A 22,367-nucleotide genomic window follows, 5' to 3' on the forward strand; every position below is an offset into this window, starting at 1 on the left:
GTCGTCACAGCATTGACGGGAGTTGCCGAAGTCAATGACCCATCAGCAACTCGAGTCCGCGAAAGGTCAATCGAACGGTGGAAAGGTTCTCCACGCTGATTTTCGACGTCAATGAGACTTTGATCGACCCCGTATCGATTGCGCCAAAGGAAAGGCCGAGACGATTGTCGCAGACTTCTGTGAGTGGGTCTTCAATGCAGAACAAAACGGAGTACGGCGAATGCCGACCTACAGGAAAAACCCCGAAGCGGTCTCGAAGTTGACTCCCGAGCAGTACCGCGTCACGCAGACTGACGGGACCGAGCGCCCCTTCGCCAACGAATACTGGGACAACAAGGAGCCCGGTCTCTACGTCGACGTGGTTTCCGGCGAGCCGCTCTTTGCGTCCTTCGACAAGTTCGACAGCGGGACGGGATGGCCGAGTTTCACGCGGCCTCTCGAGGCCGCAAATGTCGTCGAGAACGTTGACAGCTCGCACGGCATGACACGGACCGAGGTTCGCTCCAAGCACGGCGACAGCCATCTTGGCCACGTCTTCCCGGATGGGCCGCGCGACAAGGGCGGGTTGAGGTACTGCATGAATTCGGCCTCCTTGAGGTTCATCCACCGCGACCAATTGGAGAGCGAAGGATACGGCAAGTACTCAAAGCTGTTCTCAAAGCAGTAGGTCTGACGATGGCAGCGACTACAGAACGCGCGATCCTGGCAGGAGGTTGCTTCTGGGGAATGCAGCAGCTGGTGCGGCGCCTACCCGGCGTCGTCTCGACGCGGGTCGGCTACTCGGGCGGCGACGTCAAGAACGCCACATATCGCAACCATGGCACGCACGCGGAAGCGATCGAGATCACGTTCGACTCGAGTCAGACGAGCTTCCGCGACCTGCTCGAGTTTTTCTTCCAGATCCACGATCCGACGACGCTCAACCGGCAGGGAAACGACCGAGGCACAAGCTACAGGTCGGCGATTTTTTACACGAGCGAGGAGCAGCGCCGCATCGCCAAGGACACCATCGCCGACATCGAGGCGTCAGGGCTATGGCCGGGCAAGGTTGTGACCGAGCTTTCACACGCCGGCGATTTCTGGGAGGCCGAGCCCGAGCACCAGGATTACCTGGAACGGCATCCGAACGGCTACACCTGCCATTTCGTCCGGCCCCAGTGGAAGTTGCCGGTCAGAATTCGGGCCTAAGGAGATTAACTATATGACCCGTCCGCGATCGTCGAAGCTCTTCCTTATACCTCTCGTGCTGCTTCTGTTCGGGACTCTCGGAATAGAAGCACGCGCTTCTGAGCTTGTAGGTCATGTCTACGTGCAGACCAATGAAACCCAGAACCGCATCATGCACTTCGGTCGCAACGCCGATGGGCAACTCAAACTACTCGAGAGTATCCCTACCGGGGGCGCTGGGTCTGGCGTCTTCAAGCCGATCAGCGGCCAAAAGAGTGCGCCCAACGCATTCGAGGGCGCTGGCAGCGTGATCCTGGCCGAATCCAACACTCTGCTGTTCACGACGAACGGCGGCGACAACAGCGTGACGAGCTTCCGGGAGAGTCCAGACGGCAAGCTGACACTGATCGATCGACAACCGACTGGCGAGCCCGTAATAGGGCGCGGCGGAACGGCGAAGTCGCTCGCCTACCGCTCCCAAAGTCGAACTCTATACGTGCTCCATGCCTTCGGCCCCAACCACCTCCGGTCATACACGGTTGCCGAGGACGGCAAGCTGAAGCTGCGCCCGGAGCGGGCTTCGGTAAATACCGCAACAAAGACCGATCGCGTGGCGACACAAGCTGTCCTGTCGCCCGACGGCCGGTTCCTGCTGGTCGATATTCTTTTCGACGCTCGTCCAGCCGTCAATCCGGACGGGTCGCCAAATCTGGTCGTGGCGAACGCCCCCGATCCAGACGGGCTCGTGATATTCCCGGTGCGCGACGACGGCGCACTCGGCGAGGCCTCCTTCGCCAATGCCGGCGGCGCGGGACCATTCTATATCGCCTTCCTCAACCGGAGCCGCGATACTTTCCTGAACGGTTTCGCGGTAGGAGACGGCGTACTAGCACTACTTTGGCAGATTGTTGATTTTGGCGCGTTTTATAGGATTCCCGAATCAATTTTTCAATGATTCATGGGTGGTCGGCTCTTGGAGGGCTGACCATGCTGGGATGGGAAGACGAACTCGAACGCTGGCTGATGCCGTTCTTGGACCGACTGGGTCATAAGACCCGGCAGCGGATGTGTCCTCTGTATGTTGCGGGATTGATCGGTCCCGGCGATCGTAAGAGCGTTCAGCCGATGGCGGAACGCCTTGCCACCAGCACCTACGACCAGTTGCACCATTTCATTGCGGACGGTGTCTGGGACGCGACGCCGCTGGAGACAGAGTTGCTCAACCAGGCGGACCGACTTGTCGGCGGCAGGGATGCGGTGCTGGTTATTGATGACACCTCACTTCCCAAGAAGGGTGAGCGCTCGGTCGGTGTTGCGGCTCAATACGCCTCGGCTCTCGGTAAAACGGCAAATTGCCAAACACTGGTGTCTTTGACGCTTGCGCGCGGCGAAGTACCCGTGATGGTCGCGTTACGTCTCTTTCTGCCTGACAGTTGGATAAGCGACGAATCTCGTTTGAAGCGCGCTCGCGTGCCAGTCGAACATCGAACGCCACGGTCCAAGCCGGAGATTGCTTTGGCCGAGATTGACCGCGCGATAGCAGCCAACGTGCGCTTTGGATATGTGCTGGCGGATGCAGGATACGGCCTCAGCGCACCGTTTCGACAAGGGCTAACAGAGCGCGGGCTGGTCTGGGCTGTCGGAATCCCGCGGCACCTGAAAGTGTATCCGGTCGATGTGAAGCTCATTTGGCCGATTACCAAAGCCCGCGGGAAACCACGAAAGCACCACGTGCCCGATATCTTATCAATTGCGGCCGAGCAAATGCTGGCCGGCGCCAAATGGAAAACCGTGAGTTGGCGTAGCGGGACGAAAGGTCGGCTTAAAGCCCAATTTGCTGCGGTCCGTGTCCGGACCGCCGACGGCCCTCCGCAGCGGATATGGGATAAAGGTCAGCAGCATCTCCCAGGCGACGAAGCCTGGCTCATTGGCGAGCAACGTGCGTCCGGGGAGAAGAAATACTATCTGGCCAATCTTCCGGCGGCGACGGATCTGCGCACGCTGGCCGCCACCATCAAGGCACGGTGGATTTGTGAGCAGGCGCATCAGCAGTTGAAGGAGGAACTTGGACTTGATCACTTCGAAGGGCGATCATGGCAAGGTCTTCATCGCCACGCCCTGATGACAATGATTGCCTACGCCTTCCTGCAACATCGTCGCCTCGCACACGCGGGGCGGAAAAAGAATCTACGGGCCTCCGCCTCAGCCAACCATGCCAGCCGTACGTCACGCCATCGTCGATCTCATCCTTCGGCCGCAGTCTCAGCATTGCCCATATTGCCGAAGGCAAATCCGTGAAAAACAGCGGCGAAAACACAATCTGCCAAAGTAGTGCTAGGGTCCGGACTCAATTGATCCACCAAGTAACGGCGGCGACCAAGAGGATGGCCGAGAGGAAGTTGTCGGCTCGCTTGTCGTAGCGGGTCGCAATCCGCCTGAAGTCCTTGAGGCGGCAAAACATGCGTTCGATGAGATTGCGTCCTTTGTAGGCCTTCACGTCGTACCGGTGCGGATGCTTGCGAGTTGGGTTGGGCGGAATTACTGCCTTTGTTCCGCGCTCGGCCAACCACTCACGCAGGCTATTGGCGTCATAGGCCCCTGTCAGCAAGCAATCGTCGAGCAGGTGAGACGGCAGGCAGCAGATCGCGCGCCGCCGTGAGGTCATGGCAGTTGCCAGGCGTGATCACGAAGGCGATCGGACGTCCATAATCCTCGGTCAGCGCGTGGATTTTGGTGGTGCGTCCGCCTCGCGAGCGGCCGACCGCCTGCTGGAAGTCCCCCTTTTGCGCCCGCCGCCGAGCGGTGGGCTTTGATGTGGGTCGCGTCGATGGACATTGTCCCGACCCGGCCGGTTGAGCCAGTCAAGGCGTAGAAAATATTGCCCCACACGCCTTGGCGGCTCCAGCGATTGAAGCGGTTATAGATGGTCGTGTAGGGGCCGTAATCTGCCGGGCAGTCTCGCCAGCGTGCGCCCGATCGCAGCATGTGGAGGATCCCGCTGATCACGCGTCGGTCATCCACGCGATGGGCGCCGCGCCGCCCACGTGGCAACAGCGGTTCAATCCGCTTCCACTCCGCCTCACTCAGCCAATATAGCTTTTGCCCCATCAAGCCCCCCTTCGACTCGGAGGTCTTGAATCACAACTCCGCCTCAGCGGGAATCCCTATTGAGTACAGACCCTAGTGAGCCGCATTAACGGCGACGGTCGCGTGACCGACGGTCCGTTGGCCCCGATCGATACCGCGCTCGGGAAGCCATCTGAGCTCTGCTGGCTGCAAGTGACATCTGACAACTCGCTGGTGCTCGCGACCAACTTCGGATACGGAACGGCTTCTACCTACCGGCTTGTAGACGGCCGATTGAGCCTTCTCCAGGACCCGGCCAACAAAGCGATACCGGGCGACGGTACCTTCCGCGCTGTGAACGGGCTCGTCAGCAGCGGACCCAGCGACAGCTGGTTGACTCCCGACGACCAGTACTTCTACCAGATCTTTGGAAATGCCCAGGTGCTTGTCGGCTACCGCCTCGACAAGACGAGCGGCAGACTGACGGAGATTGGTCGAAACCCGATTCCCTACAACAGCACCCAGGGCCTCGCGGGATTCTAGACATCTACCGACGGAGCGCGGTCGACCAGGCAAGATCCAGCTAATCCACTGTGATGCGTCTGGCAGACGCGCTCTCAGCCCTTTGCAGCCTTGCCGCGCAAATCAGTCAATCGCAAGATACAGTGGCGCAGGTTTCCCTCTCGCACGGTTGGACGCTCGACGAGCTTAGCGATCTCCTCGTCGGTTTGGTCGCAAATGGAGTCAGTTGGCGTCTCAAAATGGCCAATTGCTTGCTGCTACCGCCGCAGTAGCGGGGTTACGCAACAGGAAGATGCGGAAAAGAATCGACGTCGTTGGCGACATGGTAGCCTGGGGTGCCCACTTTTGTCTCTTCTACGAAACCAGAGAGGATCTCGTCGTTGGTCCGGAGAATTATTCCCTAGAGCTCGACAGGGCGATATGAACTCCTTCAAGCAAATCTCGGCAAACGGCTTTACCAGGTACCTGACAATTCCGGCGTCCCGAGCACGCGAGCGATCGTTCTCCGTCGGGTAAGCCGTTATGAGGACTGTCAGAATCTTTTTGCCGAGCTTTGACAGCTCGAAATAGACGTCGAATCCACTCATTTCGGGCATCTGCACATCGGCAATCAGGCATGCCGTTTGGCCGACTCGCGATCAAGACAGGACAAAACTGGCATTCTCGCTCGCGCTGGAGCATGCCGAATGCACGTTCCTCAGCGGCGATTTGACGAAGGCGCTCGGCCCCGCGCGTGAGCAGCAATACCGCTCCTGCCGGCTCCGGCGTGCTCGATGGAGCGGCCGGAAGCGGACCTTATAGAGTTCGACGGCAGGGTATTGCGCCTCGCTTCCAGCTCGGTCAGCCAACTGTGCCGATCTCCAGGCTGGAGAAGACCGCGGTCCGCTCCCGCGTGACTCTCGGCGAAGCGCAGGTCCGGCGCAGCGAGGCGGCATTGCGGCAAGCCGAAGCCGATTTAGAACGCACCGTGATCCGTGCGCCGATGGACGGTGTGGTCATCGAACGAAGCGTTACGGCGGGCCAGACGGTCGCCGCCAGCTTTCAGGCGCCGACGCTGTTCACAATCGGTGATCTTGGCGCAGTCTCGATCGAGATCGCCATTGATGAGGCCGACATCGGCCAGATCGCTCTCGGCCAACCGGTCACGTTCTCAGTAGACGCATACCCAGACAAAGCCTTCGATGGCCGTGTTGTGCAAATTCGGAAAGCTCCGCACGCGCAAGACAACGTGGTGACATACACCGTCGTCGCATCCGCAAAGAACGAAGGCGGGCTGCTGTTTCCCGGGATGACCGCCAAGGCCGAGATCATTGCCGATGAGCGACCCGATGCGCTGCAGGTTCCCAGTGCTGCCCTCCGCTATCGGCCGCAAGGTATCGCCGAACCATCCGGATCACATGTTTGGGTATTTGATCGTGACAGCGTCCATCCCATCACCGTGCGAGTGGGGGTTAGCAGCGGCGGCTTGACCGAGATCGTTGGGCCTCTGCGAGAAGGGACGACGATCGTCGTCGACAAGCTCGTCCAGGAGGGCCACCGGGGTACTGTAGCGCAAACGCTCCGCCTGATGCTCGCGAGTTGGGCCGGATGGGTGCGTGCTGCGGTGGCCGAACGAGCCCCGTCTTAGGAGGCTAAGTGTGCCCGGGTACGTCATTGAAGGGGATAGGCTAAGCAAACACTACACCCTGGGGGGGCGCACCGTGACCGCTCTCGATGATGTCTCGCTGGTGGTCGAACCAGGGGACTACGTTGCCGTTACCGGTGCTTCGGGCTCCGGCAAGACGACTCTCATGAAAATCCTGGGCTGCCTGGAACGCCCCAGTAATGGAAAATATCGCCTCAGCGGCATCGATGTCGCGGGCCTGACTGCGGACCAAATGGCAGACGTCCGCAATCGCACCATCGGCTTTCTGTTCCAGTCCTTTCTGCTGCTGCCACAGAGCACGGCCGTTGAGAACGTCGAGATGCCGCTTGCCTATGCGGGGGTACCGCGGTCGGAACGACAATTGCGGGCGCGCGCTGCGCTGGCGAGCGTCGGACTGGCTGATCGCGAGGATCACCGTCCCGGGCGCTTATCCGGCGGGGAGCAGCAACGGGTGGCCCTCGCGCGGGCCGTCGTCAACCGCCCCAAACTCCTGCTCGCTGACGAGCCGACCGGAGCGCTCGACGGTGTCTCGGCGAGCGAGGTGATGCGCCTCTTCGCCGAACTGAACCACTCGGGTGTCACGATTGTGCTGGTGACTCATGACATGTCCATCGCGGCCCACGCCCAACGCGTGTTGCGCTTCAAGCTGGGGCGGTTGGAGGCGGAGGAGATGATTGCTCGATGAGGCTCGCGACAACACTGGTGCCAGCGGTACATGCGCTCAGGGTGCATCGACTTCGCACCGGACTGGCGCTGCTTGGCATCTGTTTCGGTGTTGCGGCGATAGTACTCATAGTCGTCCTAGGCTCGACCACCCGGGCGAAGCTCGACGCGGAGATCAGGGAACTCGGGGCTGACGTGCTTCTCGTGCTGCCTGGCCCAGCGCGAAGCAAGGGCGCCTGGAGCACCAAGGGCAAGCCGGCGGTGACCGAAGCGGACGGCGAGGCGATCGCACAGGAAATTTCGGGGCTCGCCGCAGTGGCTCCCGCCCTGCGCGGGTCGACGCAGGTGGTCGCCGGAAACCGCAATCAGTCCACCACGGTGCGCGGAGTTACGCCCGGAATGTTCGAGGCACGGCCGTGGCCGCTGACAACAGGGCGACCACTCGTCGAGGAGGATGTCCGGCGATCCGCCAAGGTGGCGCTGCTCGCGCATGGAATCGCGAGAACTCTGTTCGGCGATGAGGATCCGACCGGCCAAGTTGTCCGCATCAAGCAGATTCCGTTCGTTGTCGCTGGCGTTCTGGAGGAGAAGGGGCATAGTCTGGACGGCGATGATCTCGACAACCAGATCTTCATTCCCATAACGACCGCGCGTAAGCGTGTCTTGGGCTTCTTCCGGGGCCACCCGACAGCCGTTGGAGGGATCACGTTGCGAGTGGCCAACACGGCCGAAATGGAGCGTTTGAGCGGAGGTGTGCGCGCTCTATTGCGCGAACGTCACCGGATCAACGATCTTGACGACTTCGTTGTGCGTGATCTGGCGTCAGCGCAGCGCGCGCAATCACGATCGGCCTGGCTTACCACATTGATGCTCGCGGGAGCCGCTGCCGTATCACTTGTCGTTGGCGGCGTTGGAATCATGAACGTGATGCTGGTCTCGGTGAGTGAGCGCCGACAGGAGATCGGGTTGCGCATGGCAATTGGCGCGCGCCGTCGCGAGATCGGCTGCCAGTTCATGATCGAAGCCGGCTTGCTCGCACTTCTGGGGTCGGGAGTCGGCGTGGTGCTGGGAGTGTGCGGAGCGCTCCTTTTTGGAGCGGGGCCAGCAATCGAGCGTCCGGAAACGGGGCTGGTCATTCTATGCGCGGTAGGTGCGGCAACGCTCATCACCATCGTGTCCAGCCTCTATCCATCGCGAAAAGCAGCCCGCTTGGACCCTGCCGAGGCACTGACCCAAGGCTGACGCACGCTATATCCAATCGCGGTTAGATGACGGCGCCGATGCGACTCCTGGACCTTGACTGTTCCGGTGTGGCGGACTCAGACATATAGCGATAGGACCCCTCCGGGAAAATACAGTACCGATTTACAGTAAGCATGGGCCAAGATGTCTTCCCGGCTGATCTTGTCGTACAGGGCATAAAAGCGGTAGCCGGCTTCTGCCTTCGCTTTCGCGTGCAACGCCGTCTGCAGTTTCTGAACACTCTTCGGAGTTGATAGGTTGCCCAATCCCCAGGTCCCTCACTACGTCTTGCGTTCGTCTTGAACTGAGGTCCCTTCCCTCCCCCGGCGTTACCCGGCTTCAGCGGTATTACGAACCTCTCCGCATCCCCACGGCGCCCGGCCTGTCCCTCGCGGGCGTCCGGTTGATCATCCCTGACCACGTCGTAGGGCCTCCCGTGTTGCGTACGCTTTCCTTGTGTACATGCTGTCGCCACTACCCCGGCGCAGCGGCTGGGCGTACTACTTCGCTCAATCCCCCAGCCGTATCAGCCTTCCCCGAAAGGGTCGTCGGGTCGGCCTGCGCATCGTCCTTTTCGAGGCTTGCTCGGCGTTCACTCGCGTTACGGCCTGCACACTCGCGCTGTCACCAATTCGTGACACGCTAATCGAAGGCTTCAGCCACTTCGTTACCTCCATGACTGCTCCGATTGCTTCCGGCTGGAGCGTTTGCCGGGTGGGACTTGCACCCACTGGAAAGCGCCGCCTTTTCACGGCGCACACCCTGAGCGGACGTTGCTACGGGGCAACACCGGCCGGAAATCTGGGAGTGCGCCGGCTCTTGGAAAGATTCCGAATTGCAATCGCCGCGAATGGCAATGAGAATCTCTTGGGGGTGGTCAGATGAGTAACCGACTTATTTCCATTATTATTTGCGGGAGCGTTTTAATCGTAGCAAAAAGCGCCCCTGTCTTTGCCGCTGATATGGCCGTCAAAGCTCTTCCGTCAGCGCCGCCGCCTGCTAAGTGGGATTGGTCCGGGTTCTATATCGGTGTGGGCGGCAGCTATAACTGGACCCGTTTCGACCAATCGCTGCAGGGCATATCCGGCCTCATCAGTGTATTTGATGCGGGGGTGCTAACCGCCCAAGGGCAAGAGGGTGGCCCCTTTTTCGACTACAATCGAAACAAATCCGGTTTCGCCCCCGATGTTCAGTTCGGCTATATGCATCCGTTTGCCGGGGGCGACTGGCTGGCTGGGCTCAAGTTCAATTATAAATACGCAAACGTCGACTCGAAGCAGAACGTGAGCATTCCGCAAAATGGGACCGGCACCGTGGTAAGCGGACCGAACGCCGGAACCTCTGGACCTATCACTGGGTTCTTGGCGATCAGCCCAGCCGAAATCAATCTCAAGCATCAGTTTTCGCTTATCGGCACCATCGGCCGGGCATTCGGCAATTTTACGCTATACGCCGGTGGTGGTCCGGCCCTGTTCGGCGTGGAATCCAATTTTATCAATGGGATTCCCTTTGCCACCCAGTCGTTGAGAGGAACGTTCCCCACCAGCCTGCCGATCACCGTATTTAATCAGAATTGGGTGTGGGGTGGCGCGGCGCAAATTGGTACTACCTATTCCTTTGCCGGCGGCTGGTTCTTAGATTTTGCCTACACCTATGCGCGTTCCACGAGCTTCACCATCTCCGACACGGTCACTGTGTTCAACCAGAATGGGACGTTGTCGACCTCTGGGTCTGCTGTCTTGAACGCCCAAGAGCGGGTCACCAATCAATCCGTGACGCTAACGCTCAATTATCAATTCCACTGATCTGATAACGGCGACTTCAGCTTCTGGCCCTAAGCGGCGGTTGAGGGATGTCTGCTATTCTGCCGCTGTCGGGAGACAAGCGGACATCTGAGGTCCGACCGAAAATGGCGCGATTGACCCAAACCCGACCAACTGCAGGAGCGGTTAGCTTTGATCGGCGTCAGCTGCTTTTACAAGACGAGGAACCACAAGCGATCAGCGCCGGGGATGGTAGCCGGCCCTGAAACTGAGGCATTTTGTACCCGTTCCAAGAAACTCGCGCGCAGCAGGAGAGCCTCGATACTGGCGCGCCTTCTAGTCCAGAAACTGGACTACCTTGGTGGCTCTAGTGATGCTAAAGTTCTCGCCATGAAAGGCTATGGATCATTTTGCCCCGTAGCCAAAGCTGCGGAGATTCTCACGGAGCGGTGGACACCGCTCGTGATCCGCGAGCTGTTGCTAGGATCCCGCCACTTCAACCAGCTTCGCCGCGGCATCCCTCAGATGTCGCCGACCCTCCTCTCTAAGCGCCTTCAAACGCTAGAAGAAGCTGGGCTAATCTCGCGCCAGTCAGACGGCAATGGGCATTGGGAGTACCACCCGACCCAAGCGGCCAGAGAAGCCCGGCCAATCATCGATGCATTGGGCTATTGGGGTCACAGGTGGGCGCGCAGCCAGCTCACGCCCAACGAACTCCACGCGGGCCGCCTCATGTGGAATATGCGCCGATCGTTCGATCTAAAGCGCATTCCATGCGACTTCGTGCTGTATATCGAGATTGCAGACGCTCGGCCGAAGCGCTGGTGGTTTGTTGTGAAGGAGGAGGATGCCGATCTCTGCTGGGATGATCCCGGCTTCGAGGTCGATATCAGCGTCTACGCGAGTCTTCGGACGCTTGTGCAGATTTTCATAGGCGAGATGCCACTGCTACGGGCGCGTGAGCTCGGCAAAATCGAGATCGACGGACCTCAGCATCTTGTGAACAGCATGCGCACTTGGTTCCCACACAGCAAATACGCCAACGAGACGCCTGCGCTCACAGATCAACTCTGAGCCGGCTGACGACAGTCTCTCCAGTCCACTTTTTATACTAGTTGCCCGCTTCCCTCAGCGGTAGCGTTTGCAAGTGCGCTCATGCGCCATGTACCGTACGCATACGACGAAGGCCGCCTGATTGACGCATGCGCGCGAGCACGGCGAGTTCTACGATGGCGTTGCGTGAAGGGTCAGGCGGCTTGCTGATTGGCGGACTTGCCGGCTTGGTGCAGGAGCTTCCATTCCCAGGGCAGCAGTTCGCGCAGACGCGAGGTGGGAAGATCAGCGATCCGGGCGAGGACGTCGGCGAGCCAAGCCTTGGGATCGACGTCGTTGAGGCGACAGGTCGTGATCATCGTCAGCATGATAGCTGCACGATCGGCGCCACGCTGGCTGCCAGCGAAGGTCCAGTTGCGCCTTCCCAAGGCAATGCCTCTCAATGCACGCTCAGCGCAATTGTTGGTCAAGCAGATCCTGCCATCGTCGAGGAAGCGGACGAAGTCGTCCCAGCGCTTAAGCATGTAGTTCATGGGCTTCAGGACCTCGGCGGAGCGCGAGAGGCTTTCTCGCTCGCGGAGCAGCCAGTCGTGCATGTCGTCGAGCAGCGGCTTGCTCCGCTCCTGGCGCACGGCACGCCGCTCGTCGGCACTACGGCCGTTGATGGCGCGCTCGATCTCGAACAACGCATCCAGACGCCTGACCGCCTCCAGCGCGATCGGAGAGACCGGTTTGCCCTTGCCTTCCCGGGCGGCTTTCTCGATGTCAGCCAGCTCGAAGAATCCCCGCCGCGCATGGGCCAGGCAAAATGCCGGCGTGATCGGCATTGCTTTCCTTTTTGGGTCGAACAACGGCTCGAAGCCGCCATAGCAATCCGCCTGCAGAATGCCGACGAAGGCGGCCAGATGCCTCTGAGGATTTTCGCCCCGTCGATTGCCCGAGGCATAATAGACCGCCGCCGGCGGCGCAGGCCCGGCGAACGGCCGGTCATCCCGCACATACGTCCAGATCCGGCCGGTCGTGCATTTGCCCTTCGCCAGGACGCGGATGGTGGTGTCGTCGCCATGAAGGCGCTCGGCCGCGAGCACATGACGCTCGATCAGCTGGAACAGCGGCATGACGGCGAAGGTTCCGTGGCCGACCTGGTCGGCCAGCGTCGACAGCGGCAGATCGATCCTCTCGGCCTTGAAGCGCACGCTCTGGCGGTTGAGCGGGATATGCATGCCGAATTTGTCGAACAAAATCGTCGCCAGCAATTGTGGGCCGATGAAGCCGCGGGGCGTCGCATGGAACGGTGCCGGCGGCTGGCTGATCTTCTCGCAATCGCGGCAGGTGAACTTCTCGCGTACCGTCTCGATGACCTTAAAGCGACGCGGAATCTCCTCCAGCGTCTTGGTCACATCCTCGCCGACCTTCGCCAGCCGCGATCCGCCGCAGCAGGCGCAGGTCGTTGGAGCCTTGATGACGACGCGCTCACGTTCGATGTCGTCCGGCCACGGTTTGCGCACCGGCCGCTTGCGCGTGAAGGCGCTCACGCTCTGGGTTTTTGCCGCGGCAGCCTGCGCAGCCAGCTCATTCTCGGTCGCCGTGGTGGCGAGTTCTTCGAGCTCCAATTCCAACTGCTCGAGTAGCCGCGCCGTGCGCTCGGAGCGCTGCCCGTGCAGTTCGCGTTTGAGCTTCTCGATCCGTAGCTCAAGATGAGCGATCAGCACCTCGCTGTCCGACAGCTCCGCCCGCGCGTTGGCGGCATCCGCGACTGCCACATCGCGTTCAGCCTGCAACGCCTCGCGCTCGGCCAGCAGCGCAAGGTAGGCGCTTGCGAGATCCGACGGAAGATCGTCCGGCTTCGATGTCATGAAGTCATTGAATCAGATCGAGCATCAGATTCAAACCCAAAACGATTATCCGACCCGCGTCGGGCGCTGGGTTTCTTGCGGATTGCGCCAGTCGATCCCGGACAGCAGGTAGCTCAACTGCGCCAGCGAGATCGTTACCGCTTCACCGGCAACCGATGGCCAGATAAACTTTCCTCTCTCGAGTTTTTTGTGAACAAGCAGGCTCCCTGACCATCGTGCCAGATCACCTTCACAAGATCGCTGCGGCGACCACGGAAGACAAACAAATGACCGCTAAGCGGTTCTTTGTGCAGCACCTCCTGCACTTGGAGGGCCAGCGATGGAAAGCCTCTGCGCATATCCGTGTAGCCTGTAGCCAGCCACACTCGCACATTCCCTGGTACAGAAATCATCGGCGTCCAAGCACATCGAGGACCCGCGCCAACGCCTCCGGATCGACGTGCGCATCCACCCGGATGCACCGTCGGTTGCCGAGATCGATCTCTATCAATCCAGTACGCGCAGCTGCCGCCGAACGAACTCGGCCATCAACCGTAGGCAAAAGCTTCGGAGTTTCTTCAGCCGAGGCTGCTACGGCGGCGATCTGCACCGGCGTAAAAGATGGCGCAACTTGTTCCGATGTCCGTGCTTGGCGACGCCAGGTAAACACCAGGCTGGCCGCTACTCCGTTGCGCCGCGCAACCTCAGTTACCTTCGCGCCCGGTGCCAGCGTCTCCTCGACAATCCGTGCCTTGTCGTCCTGCGACCAACGCCGCCGCCGCTCGAGCCCGCCCAAAACCTCGACCCGCATCGCCTGATGACCTTAAAGCTAGACTTAAGGTCACACGCTTCGCGAATTACCACCCGTCACGCAAGACGGTCCTCGTCGGAGGCGTACCATGTACCTCGGCCAAAAGCTAAAGCATCAGCCAAAGGAGGCAAAGATGAGCCGACATTCCCTTCGTTCATACGCCATGCTGTTGATCTTTACTTGTGCTTGCGTTGGCCATGCAGGAGCAGACCCACTTGCCGACGATATTTCCTCGTTGGCTGCCAAGTGGGATGCTGCCATCAACAACGCAGACTTTGATGCCCTGCTTCCATTGTATACCGCGGACGGCAGATTGATGCCGCCTGGTGCGCGGCCCGTCGCCGGCCCTTTGGCAATCCGTGATTTTTTTGCGGGGCGGGGTAGAAGCGTCAGAGATCACAGGGTGGAGCTGGTCGATGTGTTGCCCATCGGGAACTACGCCTATACCACCTCCCATTTCACGGCCACGTTAGTGGTGAATGAGAAGGCGACGCCAATTTCCGGCAGCACCGTGAGACTCCTTGAACACCAACCCGACGGACAGTGGAGGATAAAGTCTCATATCTTCGTTAGAGAATAAACTCGCGGCTGCGCCAGAAAAGCAACCAAGAGCTGAGTTTCCGGGGACGCAGTTCGATAATCCCGGTCAGCCAACGCAGACTGCTGAAGGCCAGTTCAGATGTTGGCTTCTGGCCCATCGCTTCACTGGCTGCGATGCCGTGGCACGTCTGGAGTTTGGGGTAGACCGGAAGTGGTTGGCAGACGATCAAACCGACGCGATTGACCCTGGCTGTGTGAAAACGAAGAGCGGCTGTTATGATTCCCTGTGATTCTTTTGGGGGAATCGATGAGGCGCTTCGTTGAGAGGCGGATCGTGGGCAGCGGACGCTGTTGCCCGAATGCCTCGATGACTTCATTGACGAGTAACCCAGTTCGCGTGATCGACGTATTTGTCGATGCGCTCAGTTTGGCTGAGATGGGCTTTGCGGGTGCGGAGCCGGCGGCGACCGGTCGGCCGTCGTACCATCCCTCGGTTCTCCTTAAGCTTTACATTTACGGCTATCTGAACCGAGTGCAGTCGAGCCGGCGGCTGGAACGGGAGGCCGGGCGCAATGTCGAGGTGATGTGGCTGCTGGGTCGGCTCGCTCCCGATCACAAGACGATTGCGGACTTTCGCAAGGACAATGGCCTGGCGCTGCGCAAGGTATGTGCGCAGTTTGTCGAGCTCTGCCGCGGGATGGGCCTTCTCACGACGTCCAGCGTCGCCATTGACGGGAGCAAGTTCAAGGCCGTGAACAACCGGGACAGGAACTTCACGCGCGCGAAGGTGGAGCGGCGGCGGGCCCAGTTGGAGGAGAGCGTCGCGCGCTATCTGAGCCAACTTGATACGGCCGACCGACAGGAGCCGAGCGAGGCGCTTGCGGGGAAGGTGACGAGGCTTACCGAGAAGCTGACGAAGCTGAAGGAGGAGATGGGCAAGCTTGCCGCCTACGAGAAGCAGATGCTCGCTTCACCGGATCAGCAAATCTCACTGACCGACCCGGACAGCCGTTCGATGGCAACCAGTGGCCGTGGATCCGGCGTTGTCGGCTACAATGTCCAGGTCGCCGTCGACACCGACCATCACCTGATCATCGCGCATGAGGTGACGAACAGCGGTTCAGATCGGGCACAACTTGCCAATATGGCTATGCAGGCGAAGGCTGTTCTGAAGACTGAGACGCTCGAGGCCGTCGCCGATCGCGGCTACTTCAGCAGCCCGGAGATCCTGGCCTGCCACGAGGCTGGCATCACGGTAACTCTGCCCAAGCCGATGACTTCGGGTGCCAAGTCAGACGGACGCTTCGGTAAGCAGGACTTCGTCTATTTGCCTGAGGAAGACGCCTATCGTTGTCCGGCCGGGGAGCGATTGCCGTATCGCTATACAAACGAAGAAGCCGCCAAGATGCTGCGGCGCTACTGGACCAACGCCTGTAAGAGCTGTTCGATCAAGGCCCAGTGCACGCCCGGGTCAGAGCGACGGATCACGCGATGGGAGCACGAGGATCTGCTCGACGCCGTGCAGCAGCGGCTCGATGCGAACCCGCTCGCTATGCGCCTTCGTCGCGAGACTGTCGAGCATCCGTTCGGCACGATGAAGGCACGCATGGGAGCGACGCACTTCCTGACCAAGACCCTTCCAAAGGTAGCCGGTGAGATGGCCCTATCGGTTTTGGCCTACAATCTGACCCGAGTAATAAATATCCTTGGGATCAGGCCGCTGATCGACGCGATCCTGACCTGACGTCGGCTCAGTTTTGGCCTCTAGACCGACCGCCTTGTAAGGTCGTTTTTACACGACCAAGACCCGTTGCAGACATTTGTCGATGGAAAGCTCGTACGGATCTCGGGAAGGCCCCCTATCTCGACTTTTTCGACAGAATCGGCCCATCTGAGACATTCGGCCGGGCCGGGCGAAATGCGCTGGTTAACGCGACCAATATCGAATAAGGCGCGGACCGAAACTGTTTGCCTTGCCACCGAACGGCGAATATCGGGCTTTGCTGCATCCCGGCAGAGCCTGGGCGCATATCTTGTCGTGTTGCGACTGCAAGCTTGCGACGTAGTCTCTCAAGAGGCTAATTGTGCTGACTGGACTTGGCTTGATCTGCCTCAGGGGGTGAGGAGTGAACAAAGCACTGGGTCTTCGCTTCGGAGACCTGATTCTTGACGAAACGTGCCTCTTCGCGAGCCGCAACGGGCAGATGATTCAGTTCACCAGAAACGAGCGCGCGCTGCTGCTCGCCCTCACGCGCAATCCGCAGCGCCTGATGCGCCGCGGCCGTCTGCTCGATGAGGTCGCTTCGGAATCCGACATATCCGACCGCAACATCGACTTCCTGGTGAACAGGCTGCGGGCAAAACTGGGCGACAGCGCCAGATCGCCAAAGTACATCGCCACGCAATATGGCGAGGGCTATATTTGGATCGCTGCACCATCTCCAGCGCTGCCGATCGACGCGTTCCTGGTTATTGCGCCGTCCTTCGGGCCGCAGGGGCATCCGTTCAGCAAGCAAGCGTCCTCCCTGGTCGGTCAAATTCGCGACATTGTCGCTGCCGGCCTTGACCAAAAGATCGCGGTTGCCGACGATTGGCGCCCTGCCGCCACCGACACACTTCGCTATTTTCTTCAGATGAGCTTTCTCGGCGGTGACGGGCAGCTTGATTGCGCCGCCACCTTGCGAGAAATGCCGTCAAAGCGGATCTTGAAGGCATTGCGGCTTGATCTGGACATAGCGGATCCCGAATCGTTCACGGCAGAGGCAACTCGAATTGCGAATGAGGTCGTCGGCGACCTGTCGCAGGCTCTGATTGACGCCTCCAGGGGTCTCGGCACACCTGTGGACGAGCCGCTTGAAGCGCGCCTGCACAAGGCTGCAAGCCTGCTGTCGGTCTCAAATCCATCGTGGCTGGCAAGTGGCGAGCAACTGAGCAGGGACCGCGCGCAGGATCCTCTCAATACAGACATCGCTCTGCAATGGTGTCTGCATCTGTTCGCGCGCGTCATCCTGACCAGTCCGTTCGGCGGGATGAGCCTGGAAGAACGCTACCGCATCGAGAGCGAGATCGACGCCACAGTGCTGGAGTGCCTGCCCGCCATCGAGGCGAACCCGCTGCTGATGGTGGCGGCCGCCAAGCTGTTGTACTTCATCAACCGGGGGCATCTCGATCTCGCGGAGGACATTGCCGAGCGAGCCTTCGCCCGCACTGCGGACTTTGCCGCAGCCTTGCCCATCCTGGGGCAATTGCGCTACGCGCGCGGCCGTTTCGACGAAGCGGTCAAATTCTTCGATCGCGGCATCGAGATGGCCGAGCTGGGGCCCGCACTTCATTTGCACATGAGGGTGCTGAAGTGCATCGCCCTGCTTGCTGCCGGCGATCGCGCCGCGCTGGAAGCCGCGGCCGTCGATATCGGCAACATGGGTCCGCTCTGCCCGCCCGAAATCGCCCTGATGATCGGCTGGATGGTCGCAGCGCCCGATCAGACGCCGCCGGCGGCGGATGCCCTCGCCGCGCTTGGTCCTGTGGGCGCCGCAAGCGCGGTCGAATATCTCTACTTCACCTCGGCGCGTCACCTCGTCTCGGAGCAGGCCCGCGCTAATGTCATGCGTGGCCTGATCACGCATGCGAGGAGGCTGCACGGCGAAGAGGCGGTGCCCGCCTTCGTTCTCAGGAGTATCGGTTCGATCGCCCCGGGCTGAACTGTTGCCCGCATGCCGCATCAGCGGTTGAGCTGTTTCAACCAGCCCTGATTAAGAGCAATTTTGGAATCCTCAAATATTGTCCAAACAATTGCCTGCTAGCGACGGCTGACCGGCGCGATCGTGCCGGTCAAACGTGCAAGGGGCGGGTATGGTCGTTCGTTCAGTCCAGTTGCAATGCTGGGCTTCAATTCTTGGTAGATCATCTCCCGCGATACACGGTCTGCTCTCGCGCTGGAGTCTGCTTCAAACGGTCTCCGTGCTTTCGCTTGCCGTGATGCTGAGCTTTTCCACCGCGCCCGCATGGGCGGGTGGACGAGGTGGGGCAGCCGGACCGGGTCCGGGCGGCGGCGCCGGCGGCAACGGGAGTAGCGGCATCGTTCCTGCAACAGACGGCACTGCGGGGACGACGCCGGGATCAGGCGGTTCGGCCGCTAGTGACCCAGCTGCAATTGCAACCGATCAAACCATTACGGCTGTGATCTTCGGCGGCAACGGCGGATCCGGCAGCGACACCAGCGGTGGTGGCGGCGGCGGCGGAGCGGCCGTTGTTGTCCTTGATGGCGTCTCGATCACGACCTCTGCCGCGTCGGCGATCGTCGGCGGCGGCGGCGGCGGTGGTGCTTTCAGTGGTGCTGGTGGTGGCGGCGGTGGCGGCGGCGACGCTGTCGCCTTCCTCGGCTCCGGCGCGCTGGTTCATTCAGGCTTGATCATCGGCGGCCGCGGCGGTAGCGGCGGCGAGAACGACAGCATCACCGGGGGCGGCCACGGCGGTGGCGGCGGCTCGGGCGTTTCCGGCGCAGTGTCCATCACCAATTCCGGCACGATTCGGGGCGGCGTTGGCGGCGGTGGCACCGACGGCGGCGGCGGCGACGGCGGCTCCGGCGTTTCCGGCGCTTTGTCCCTCACCAACTCCGGTACAGTTGAGGGCGGCGGCGGTGGTAGCGGCGGCGGTTTCGGGGCTGGTGGCCGCGGCGGCTCGGGCGTTTCCGGCACCTCGACCGTCACCAACTCCGGCACAATTCGGGGTGGCACCGGCGGCGGTGGCGACTTCGGGTCCGGCAACCAGGGCGGCTCAGGCGTTTCCGGCGCCACGACGCTCACCAACTTCGGCACAATTCAGGGCGGCACCGGCGGCACCGGCACCAATTCCGGTGGCAGTAGCGGCGAAGGCGGCGTAGGCGTTTTCGGCACCTCGTTCATCACTAACGCCGGCACGATCCAAGGCGGTGACGGCGGCGACAACAACGGCGGAGTCAACGGCCGCGGCGGCGCCGGCATCGTCGGCAGCAATCTCACGATCATCAACAGCGGATCCATTAGCGGCGGCATGCCCGGCCAAGGACTAGTGTCCTTCGGCAGGGCCGACGCCATCACCTTCACCGGCGGCAGCGACACGCTGACGCTGCAAGGCACGTCCTGGTCGCTCACCGGAAACCTTGCCATCAACGGTGGCGGCAGCTTGACTTTCGATCAAGCAATCGCCCAGACGCTCGGCAACATCATTACCGGCAACGGCTCGGTCATCCAGAATGGTGCGGGCACACTGACGCTAACGGGCGCGAACACCTACATCGGCGGTACGACGATCAGCACCGGCACGCTGCAGATCGGCAATGGCGGCACGACCGGGTCGATCGTCGGCAATGTCACCGACAATGCGACCCTTGCATTCAACCGCTCCGATGCAGTGACGTTTGGCGGCGCGATCTCCGGTTCGGGCGGCGTCAACCAGATTGGCAGCGGCACGACGACGTTGACGGGCACCAATACCTACACTGGCACGACCATTGTCTCGGCCGGCACGCTGGTCCTGGCGTCGGCAGCATCGATCACATCGAACGTCACCAACGCCGCGACATTTCAAAACTCCGGCACGGTCACCGCGACAGTCAGCAACGCGAACACATTCGACAACGCTGCGACGGGTGTGGTGTCGGGTCGTGTGACCAACACGGTAGGCACGTCGACCAACGCCGGTGCGCTCAACGGCGGCGTGACCGTCAGCGGCGGTACGTTTACGCAAACCGGCGGATCCGTGGGTGGCGGCCTGAGCAATGCCGCGACCGTGAATGCGAATGGCGGCGCGATCAATGGCGCGATCGCCAACGCCGCCGGTACCTTCAGCGTCGGCGGCACAGTGACCAGCGATTCGACCTTCGACAACGCCGGCGGGGCGACGCTCGCCATCGGCGCAGCCGGCAACTACACGCTGCAGGGACTTCTGACCAACAGCGGCGTCATTACCGTGGCAAGCGGGGGGCAATTGGATGCGACGGTCGGCGGCATCACCAATGCGGCAGGCGGCAGCCTCAATGTCGCCGTTGGCGGCACTGTGAAGGACGATCTCAACAATGCCGGCACCGTGACCAACAATGGTGCTTATCTCGCCAACGTCGCGACCAACACCGGCATCATCACCAACAACAGCGTCTGGACCGGCAATGTCGCCTCCAGCGCCGGCACCATCACCAACAATCTCACCTGGAACGGTGCGATCACGACGTCAGGCACGTTCACCAATTCCGCCGGCGCCACGGTGACGGGATTGGTGACCAACAGTGGCACGGGTGCCAACCTCGGCACTTTGAGCGGCGGCCTCACCCTTACAGGCGGCACCTTCAACAATGCCGGCACGATTGCCGGCGCCGTCACCGTCTCGGGCGGCTCATTGTTCGGCACCGGCTCGATCGGCACGCTGAACATTGCCAATGGCGGCACCTTCGCGGCCGGCGACGGAACGGCAGGAACGTCCACGACCATTGCCGGCAGCCTCGCTTTCGCATCGGGCGCGATCTACCTCGTGCAGGTCAACCCGACGACGTCATCGTACTCGACCGTCACCGGCACGGCGATGCTCGGCGGCGCCACCGTGAGCGCCAGTTTCGCGGGCGGATCTTATGTCGAAAAGCAGTACATGATCCTGACCGCCGGCAGCATCAGCGGCACGTTCAACCCGACTGTGGCCAACATCGGCCTGCCGTCGGGTTTCAAGACCACGTTGAGCTATGACGGCACGCATGCCTATCTCGATCTCGCCATCGGCTTCGTGGCGCCGTCGGGCACGGGATTGTCCGGCAACCAGCAGAACGTCGGAAATGCGCTCGTCAACTTCTTCAACAGCAATGGCAGCATTCCGATCGTATTCGGCAGCCTCACACCGGCCGGGCTGACGCAGCTCTCGGGCGAACTCGGCGGCGCCCCGCAGCAGACCACGTTCAACGCCATGAGCCAGTTCATGGGTCTCTTGACCGATCCGCTCACGGGTCGCGGCAACGGCATCAATGGCGCGACGTCAGCGCCGGGATATGCGGAGGAGAGCAGCGCCAGCGCCTATGCCGCGAGGCGGACGCCGAAGGATGCGTTCGCGATGTTCAGCAAGGCGCCGCCGATTCCCTTCGTGCCGCGCTGGAGCGTGTGGGCGGCGGGCTATGGCGGCTCGCAGACCACCGATGGCAATGCGCTGGCCGGATCGAACCGCGCAACCAGCAATATTTTCGGCACCGCCGTCGGCGCCGACTATCAGTTGTCGCCGAACACGCTCGCCGGCTTTGCGCTTGCTGGCGGCGGCACCAATTTCAGTGTCAGCAATCTTGGCAGCGGACGCTCCGATCTGTTCCAGGCCGCCGCTTACATGCGGCACACCAATGGCGCAACCTATGTCACGGGTGCGCTGGCCTATGGCTGGCAGGACATCACCACCAATCGCACCGTGACCGTCGCCGGCCTCGATCAGCTGCGGGCGGAGTTCAAGGCGAATGCCTGGTCCGGCCGGCTCGAAGGCGGCTTTCGCTTCGTCGCGCCGTGGCTCAGTGGCGTCGGCATTACGCCCTATGCGGCGGGACAGTTCACGACGTTCGATCTGCCGGCCTATGCCGAAAGCGTGGTCACGGGCACGGCGAACTTCGCGCTCGCCTACGCTGCGAAGAGCGTCACTGCGCCGCGCAGCGAGCTCGGCCTGCGCACTGACAAGTCCTTCGCGATGACCGACGGCATTCTCACGCTGCGCGGCCGCCTCGCCTGGGCCCATGATTTCAGTCCGGACCGGAGCATCGGGGCGATCTTCCAGTCGCTGCCGGGGGCGAGCTTCGTTGTTAACGGCGCGGCGCAGGCGCGTGACTCCGCGCTCACCGCCGCGTCCGCGGAGATGAAATGGGCCAACGGCTGGTCGGCGGCCGCGACGTTCGAAGGCGAGTTCTCCAACGTGACGCGCAGCTACGCCGGCAAGGCCGCGGTTCGTTACGCCTGGTAACCGAGGCCCTGCGCGGTCAGCTCGCCGCAGCCCGAACTGTTGCCAGCATGCCGCATCACCGGCCCGATCGGTTCACGCGCGCCAGGATTCCCGGATGTCTGGCGCTC

General features: G+C 61.3%; 16 protein-coding genes and 3 pseudogenes. 14 read left to right on the top strand and 5 right to left on the bottom strand.

Annotated features, from left to right (window positions below):
* The first annotated feature begins 220 nt into the window (after positions 1–220).
* The 4 genes from msrB to P6U27_RS07700 are packed head-to-tail and all read left to right on the top strand — an operon-like array spanning position 221 to position 3,465.
* Entirely contained in the window at positions 221–667 is a 447-nt protein-coding gene (gene msrB / locus P6U27_RS07685; protein WP_209296260.1) for a peptide-methionine (R)-S-oxide reductase MsrB, read from the top strand.
* Positions 668–675: 8 nt separating this feature from the next.
* On the top strand, positions 676–1,188 hold the full coding sequence (gene msrA, locus P6U27_RS07690) for a peptide-methionine (S)-S-oxide reductase MsrA (RefSeq protein ID WP_209296261.1): 513 nt from the start codon (positions 676–678) through the stop codon (positions 1,186–1,188).
* A gap of 13 nt (positions 1,189–1,201) precedes the next feature.
* Positions 1,202–2,122, top strand: a complete 921-nt coding sequence (locus tag P6U27_RS07695) for a hypothetical protein (RefSeq protein WP_209296262.1) — start codon at positions 1,202–1,204, stop codon at positions 2,120–2,122.
* Positions 2,119–3,465 (top strand): IS701 family transposase, encoded by a 1,347-nt coding sequence (locus P6U27_RS07700; protein WP_407193822.1) that lies wholly within the window; start codon positions 2,119–2,121, stop codon positions 3,463–3,465. The genes P6U27_RS07695 and P6U27_RS07700 overlap by 4 nt, the downstream gene beginning before the upstream one ends.
* A gap of 49 nt (positions 3,466–3,514) precedes the next feature.
* Here the strand turns inward: P6U27_RS07700 and P6U27_RS07705 are convergent.
* Positions 3,515–4,275 (bottom strand): annotated as a pseudogene (locus P6U27_RS07705) (IS5 family transposase).
* A 102-nt stretch (positions 4,276–4,377) separates the two neighbouring features.
* Between P6U27_RS07705 and P6U27_RS07710 the strand changes: the two are divergent.
* Complete coding sequence (locus P6U27_RS07710; protein ID WP_407193823.1) at positions 4,378–4,776, top strand: hypothetical protein; 399 nt, start codon at positions 4,378–4,380, stop codon at positions 4,774–4,776.
* 236 nt (positions 4,777–5,012) lie between these two features.
* Here the strand turns inward: P6U27_RS07710 and P6U27_RS07715 are convergent, their stop codons facing one another.
* Complete coding sequence (locus P6U27_RS07715) at positions 5,013–5,351, bottom strand: response regulator (protein ID WP_407193824.1); 339 nt, start codon at positions 5,349–5,351, stop codon at positions 5,013–5,015.
* Positions 5,352–5,488: 137 nt separating this feature from the next.
* Between P6U27_RS07715 and P6U27_RS07720 the strand changes: the two genes are divergently transcribed.
* The 5 genes from P6U27_RS07720 to P6U27_RS07740 all read left to right on the top strand — a co-directional run bounded on the left by P6U27_RS07720 (position 5,489) and on the right by P6U27_RS07740 (position 11,142).
* Positions 5,489–6,382 carry an efflux RND transporter periplasmic adaptor subunit gene (locus P6U27_RS07720; RefSeq protein WP_407193825.1) on the top strand — a complete coding sequence of 298 codons (894 nt, stop codon included), beginning with the start codon at positions 5,489–5,491 and terminating at the stop codon, positions 6,380–6,382.
* A gap of 73 nt (positions 6,383–6,455) precedes the next feature.
* Positions 6,456–7,085: an ABC transporter ATP-binding protein gene (locus P6U27_RS07725; protein ID WP_244607899.1), complete on the top strand. Its 630-nt coding sequence runs from the start codon at positions 6,456–6,458 to the stop codon at positions 7,083–7,085.
* The gene (locus tag P6U27_RS07730; protein ID WP_122401566.1) at positions 7,082–8,305 is read left to right on the top strand and encodes an ABC transporter permease; all 1,224 of its coding nucleotides are present in this window, start codon (positions 7,082–7,084) and stop codon (positions 8,303–8,305) included. The genes P6U27_RS07725 and P6U27_RS07730 overlap by 4 nt, the downstream gene beginning before the upstream one ends.
* Before the next feature lie 881 nt (positions 8,306–9,186).
* Positions 9,187–10,110, top strand: a complete 924-nt coding sequence (locus P6U27_RS07735) for an outer membrane protein (protein WP_122401571.1) — start codon at positions 9,187–9,189, stop codon at positions 10,108–10,110.
* 420 nt (positions 10,111–10,530) lie between these two features.
* Positions 10,531–11,142 (top strand): winged helix-turn-helix transcriptional regulator, encoded by a 612-nt coding sequence (locus P6U27_RS07740; RefSeq protein ID WP_160118786.1) that lies wholly within the window; start codon positions 10,531–10,533, stop codon positions 11,140–11,142.
* Positions 11,143–11,315: 173 nt separating this feature from the next.
* Here the strand turns inward: P6U27_RS07740 and tnpC are convergent, their stop codons facing one another.
* The 3 genes and pseudogenes from tnpC to tnpA all read right to left on the bottom strand — a co-directional run bounded on the left by tnpC (position 11,316) and on the right by tnpA (position 13,767).
* Complete coding sequence (tnpC, locus tag P6U27_RS07745) at positions 11,316–12,977, bottom strand: IS66 family transposase (protein WP_122401599.1); 1,662 nt, start codon at positions 12,975–12,977, stop codon at positions 11,316–11,318.
* A gap of 45 nt (positions 12,978–13,022) precedes the next feature.
* A pseudogene (gene tnpB, locus P6U27_RS07750) lies at positions 13,023–13,369 on the bottom strand (IS66 family insertion sequence element accessory protein TnpB).
* Positions 13,366–13,767, bottom strand: a complete 402-nt coding sequence (tnpA, locus tag P6U27_RS07755; RefSeq protein ID WP_074448291.1) for an IS66-like element accessory protein TnpA — start codon at positions 13,765–13,767, stop codon at positions 13,366–13,368. The pseudogene tnpB and the gene tnpA overlap by 4 nt, the downstream one beginning before the upstream one ends.
* 133 nt (positions 13,768–13,900) lie before the next feature.
* On the opposite strand from tnpA, the gene P6U27_RS07760 reads away from it, so the two are divergent.
* From P6U27_RS07760 to P6U27_RS07775, 4 genes and pseudogenes are all read left to right on the top strand, one after another.
* Positions 13,901–14,347, top strand: a complete 447-nt coding sequence (locus P6U27_RS07760) for a YybH family protein (RefSeq protein WP_407120136.1) — start codon at positions 13,901–13,903, stop codon at positions 14,345–14,347.
* Between the two features lie 267 nt (positions 14,348–14,614).
* Positions 14,615–16,051: pseudogene (locus P6U27_RS07765) on the top strand (IS1182 family transposase).
* 460 nt (positions 16,052–16,511) lie between these two features.
* Positions 16,512–18,008 (top strand): winged helix-turn-helix domain-containing protein, encoded by a 1,497-nt coding sequence (locus P6U27_RS07770; protein ID WP_407193826.1) that lies wholly within the window; start codon positions 16,512–16,514, stop codon positions 18,006–18,008.
* A gap of 478 nt (positions 18,009–18,486) precedes the next feature.
* Positions 18,487–22,260, top strand: coding sequence for an autotransporter domain-containing protein (locus P6U27_RS07775; protein ID WP_407193827.1), 3,774 nt, complete (start codon positions 18,487–18,489; stop codon positions 22,258–22,260).
* Positions 22,261–22,367: the final 107 nt, after the last annotated feature.

The organism is Bradyrhizobium sp. STM 3566, assembly GCF_045571445.1.
GTDB classification, from domain to species: Bacteria; Pseudomonadota; Alphaproteobacteria; order Rhizobiales; family Xanthobacteraceae; genus Bradyrhizobium; species Bradyrhizobium vignae.

Coding starts and splice junctions, on each gene's coding strand:
- P6U27_RS07760 (WP_407120136.1), top strand. CDS start 13,901: ATGAGCCGACATTCCCTTCGTTCATACGCCATGCTGTTGATCTTTACT.
- P6U27_RS07735 (WP_122401571.1), top strand. CDS start 9,187: ATGAGTAACCGACTTATTTCCATTATTATTTGCGGGAGCGTTTTAATC.
- P6U27_RS07695 (WP_209296262.1), top strand. CDS start 1,202: ATGACCCGTCCGCGATCGTCGAAGCTCTTCCTTATACCTCTCGTGCTG.
- tnpC (WP_122401599.1), bottom strand. CDS start 12,977: ATGACATCGAAGCCGGACGATCTTCCGTCGGATCTCGCAAGCGCCTAC.
- P6U27_RS07770 (WP_407193826.1), top strand. CDS start 16,512: ATGATTCAGTTCACCAGAAACGAGCGCGCGCTGCTGCTCGCCCTCACG.
- P6U27_RS07730 (WP_122401566.1), top strand. CDS start 7,082: ATGAGGCTCGCGACAACACTGGTGCCAGCGGTACATGCGCTCAGGGTG.
- P6U27_RS07715 (WP_407193824.1), bottom strand. CDS start 5,351: ATGCCCGAAATGAGTGGATTCGACGTCTATTTCGAGCTGTCAAAGCTC.
- msrA (WP_209296261.1), top strand. CDS start 676: ATGGCAGCGACTACAGAACGCGCGATCCTGGCAGGAGGTTGCTTCTGG.
- msrB (WP_209296260.1), top strand. CDS start 221: ATGCCGACCTACAGGAAAAACCCCGAAGCGGTCTCGAAGTTGACTCCC.
- P6U27_RS07700 (WP_407193822.1), top strand. CDS start 2,119: ATGATTCATGGGTGGTCGGCTCTTGGAGGGCTGACCATGCTGGGATGG.
- tnpA (WP_074448291.1), bottom strand. CDS start 13,767: ATGCGGGTCGAGGTTTTGGGCGGGCTCGAGCGGCGGCGGCGTTGGTCG.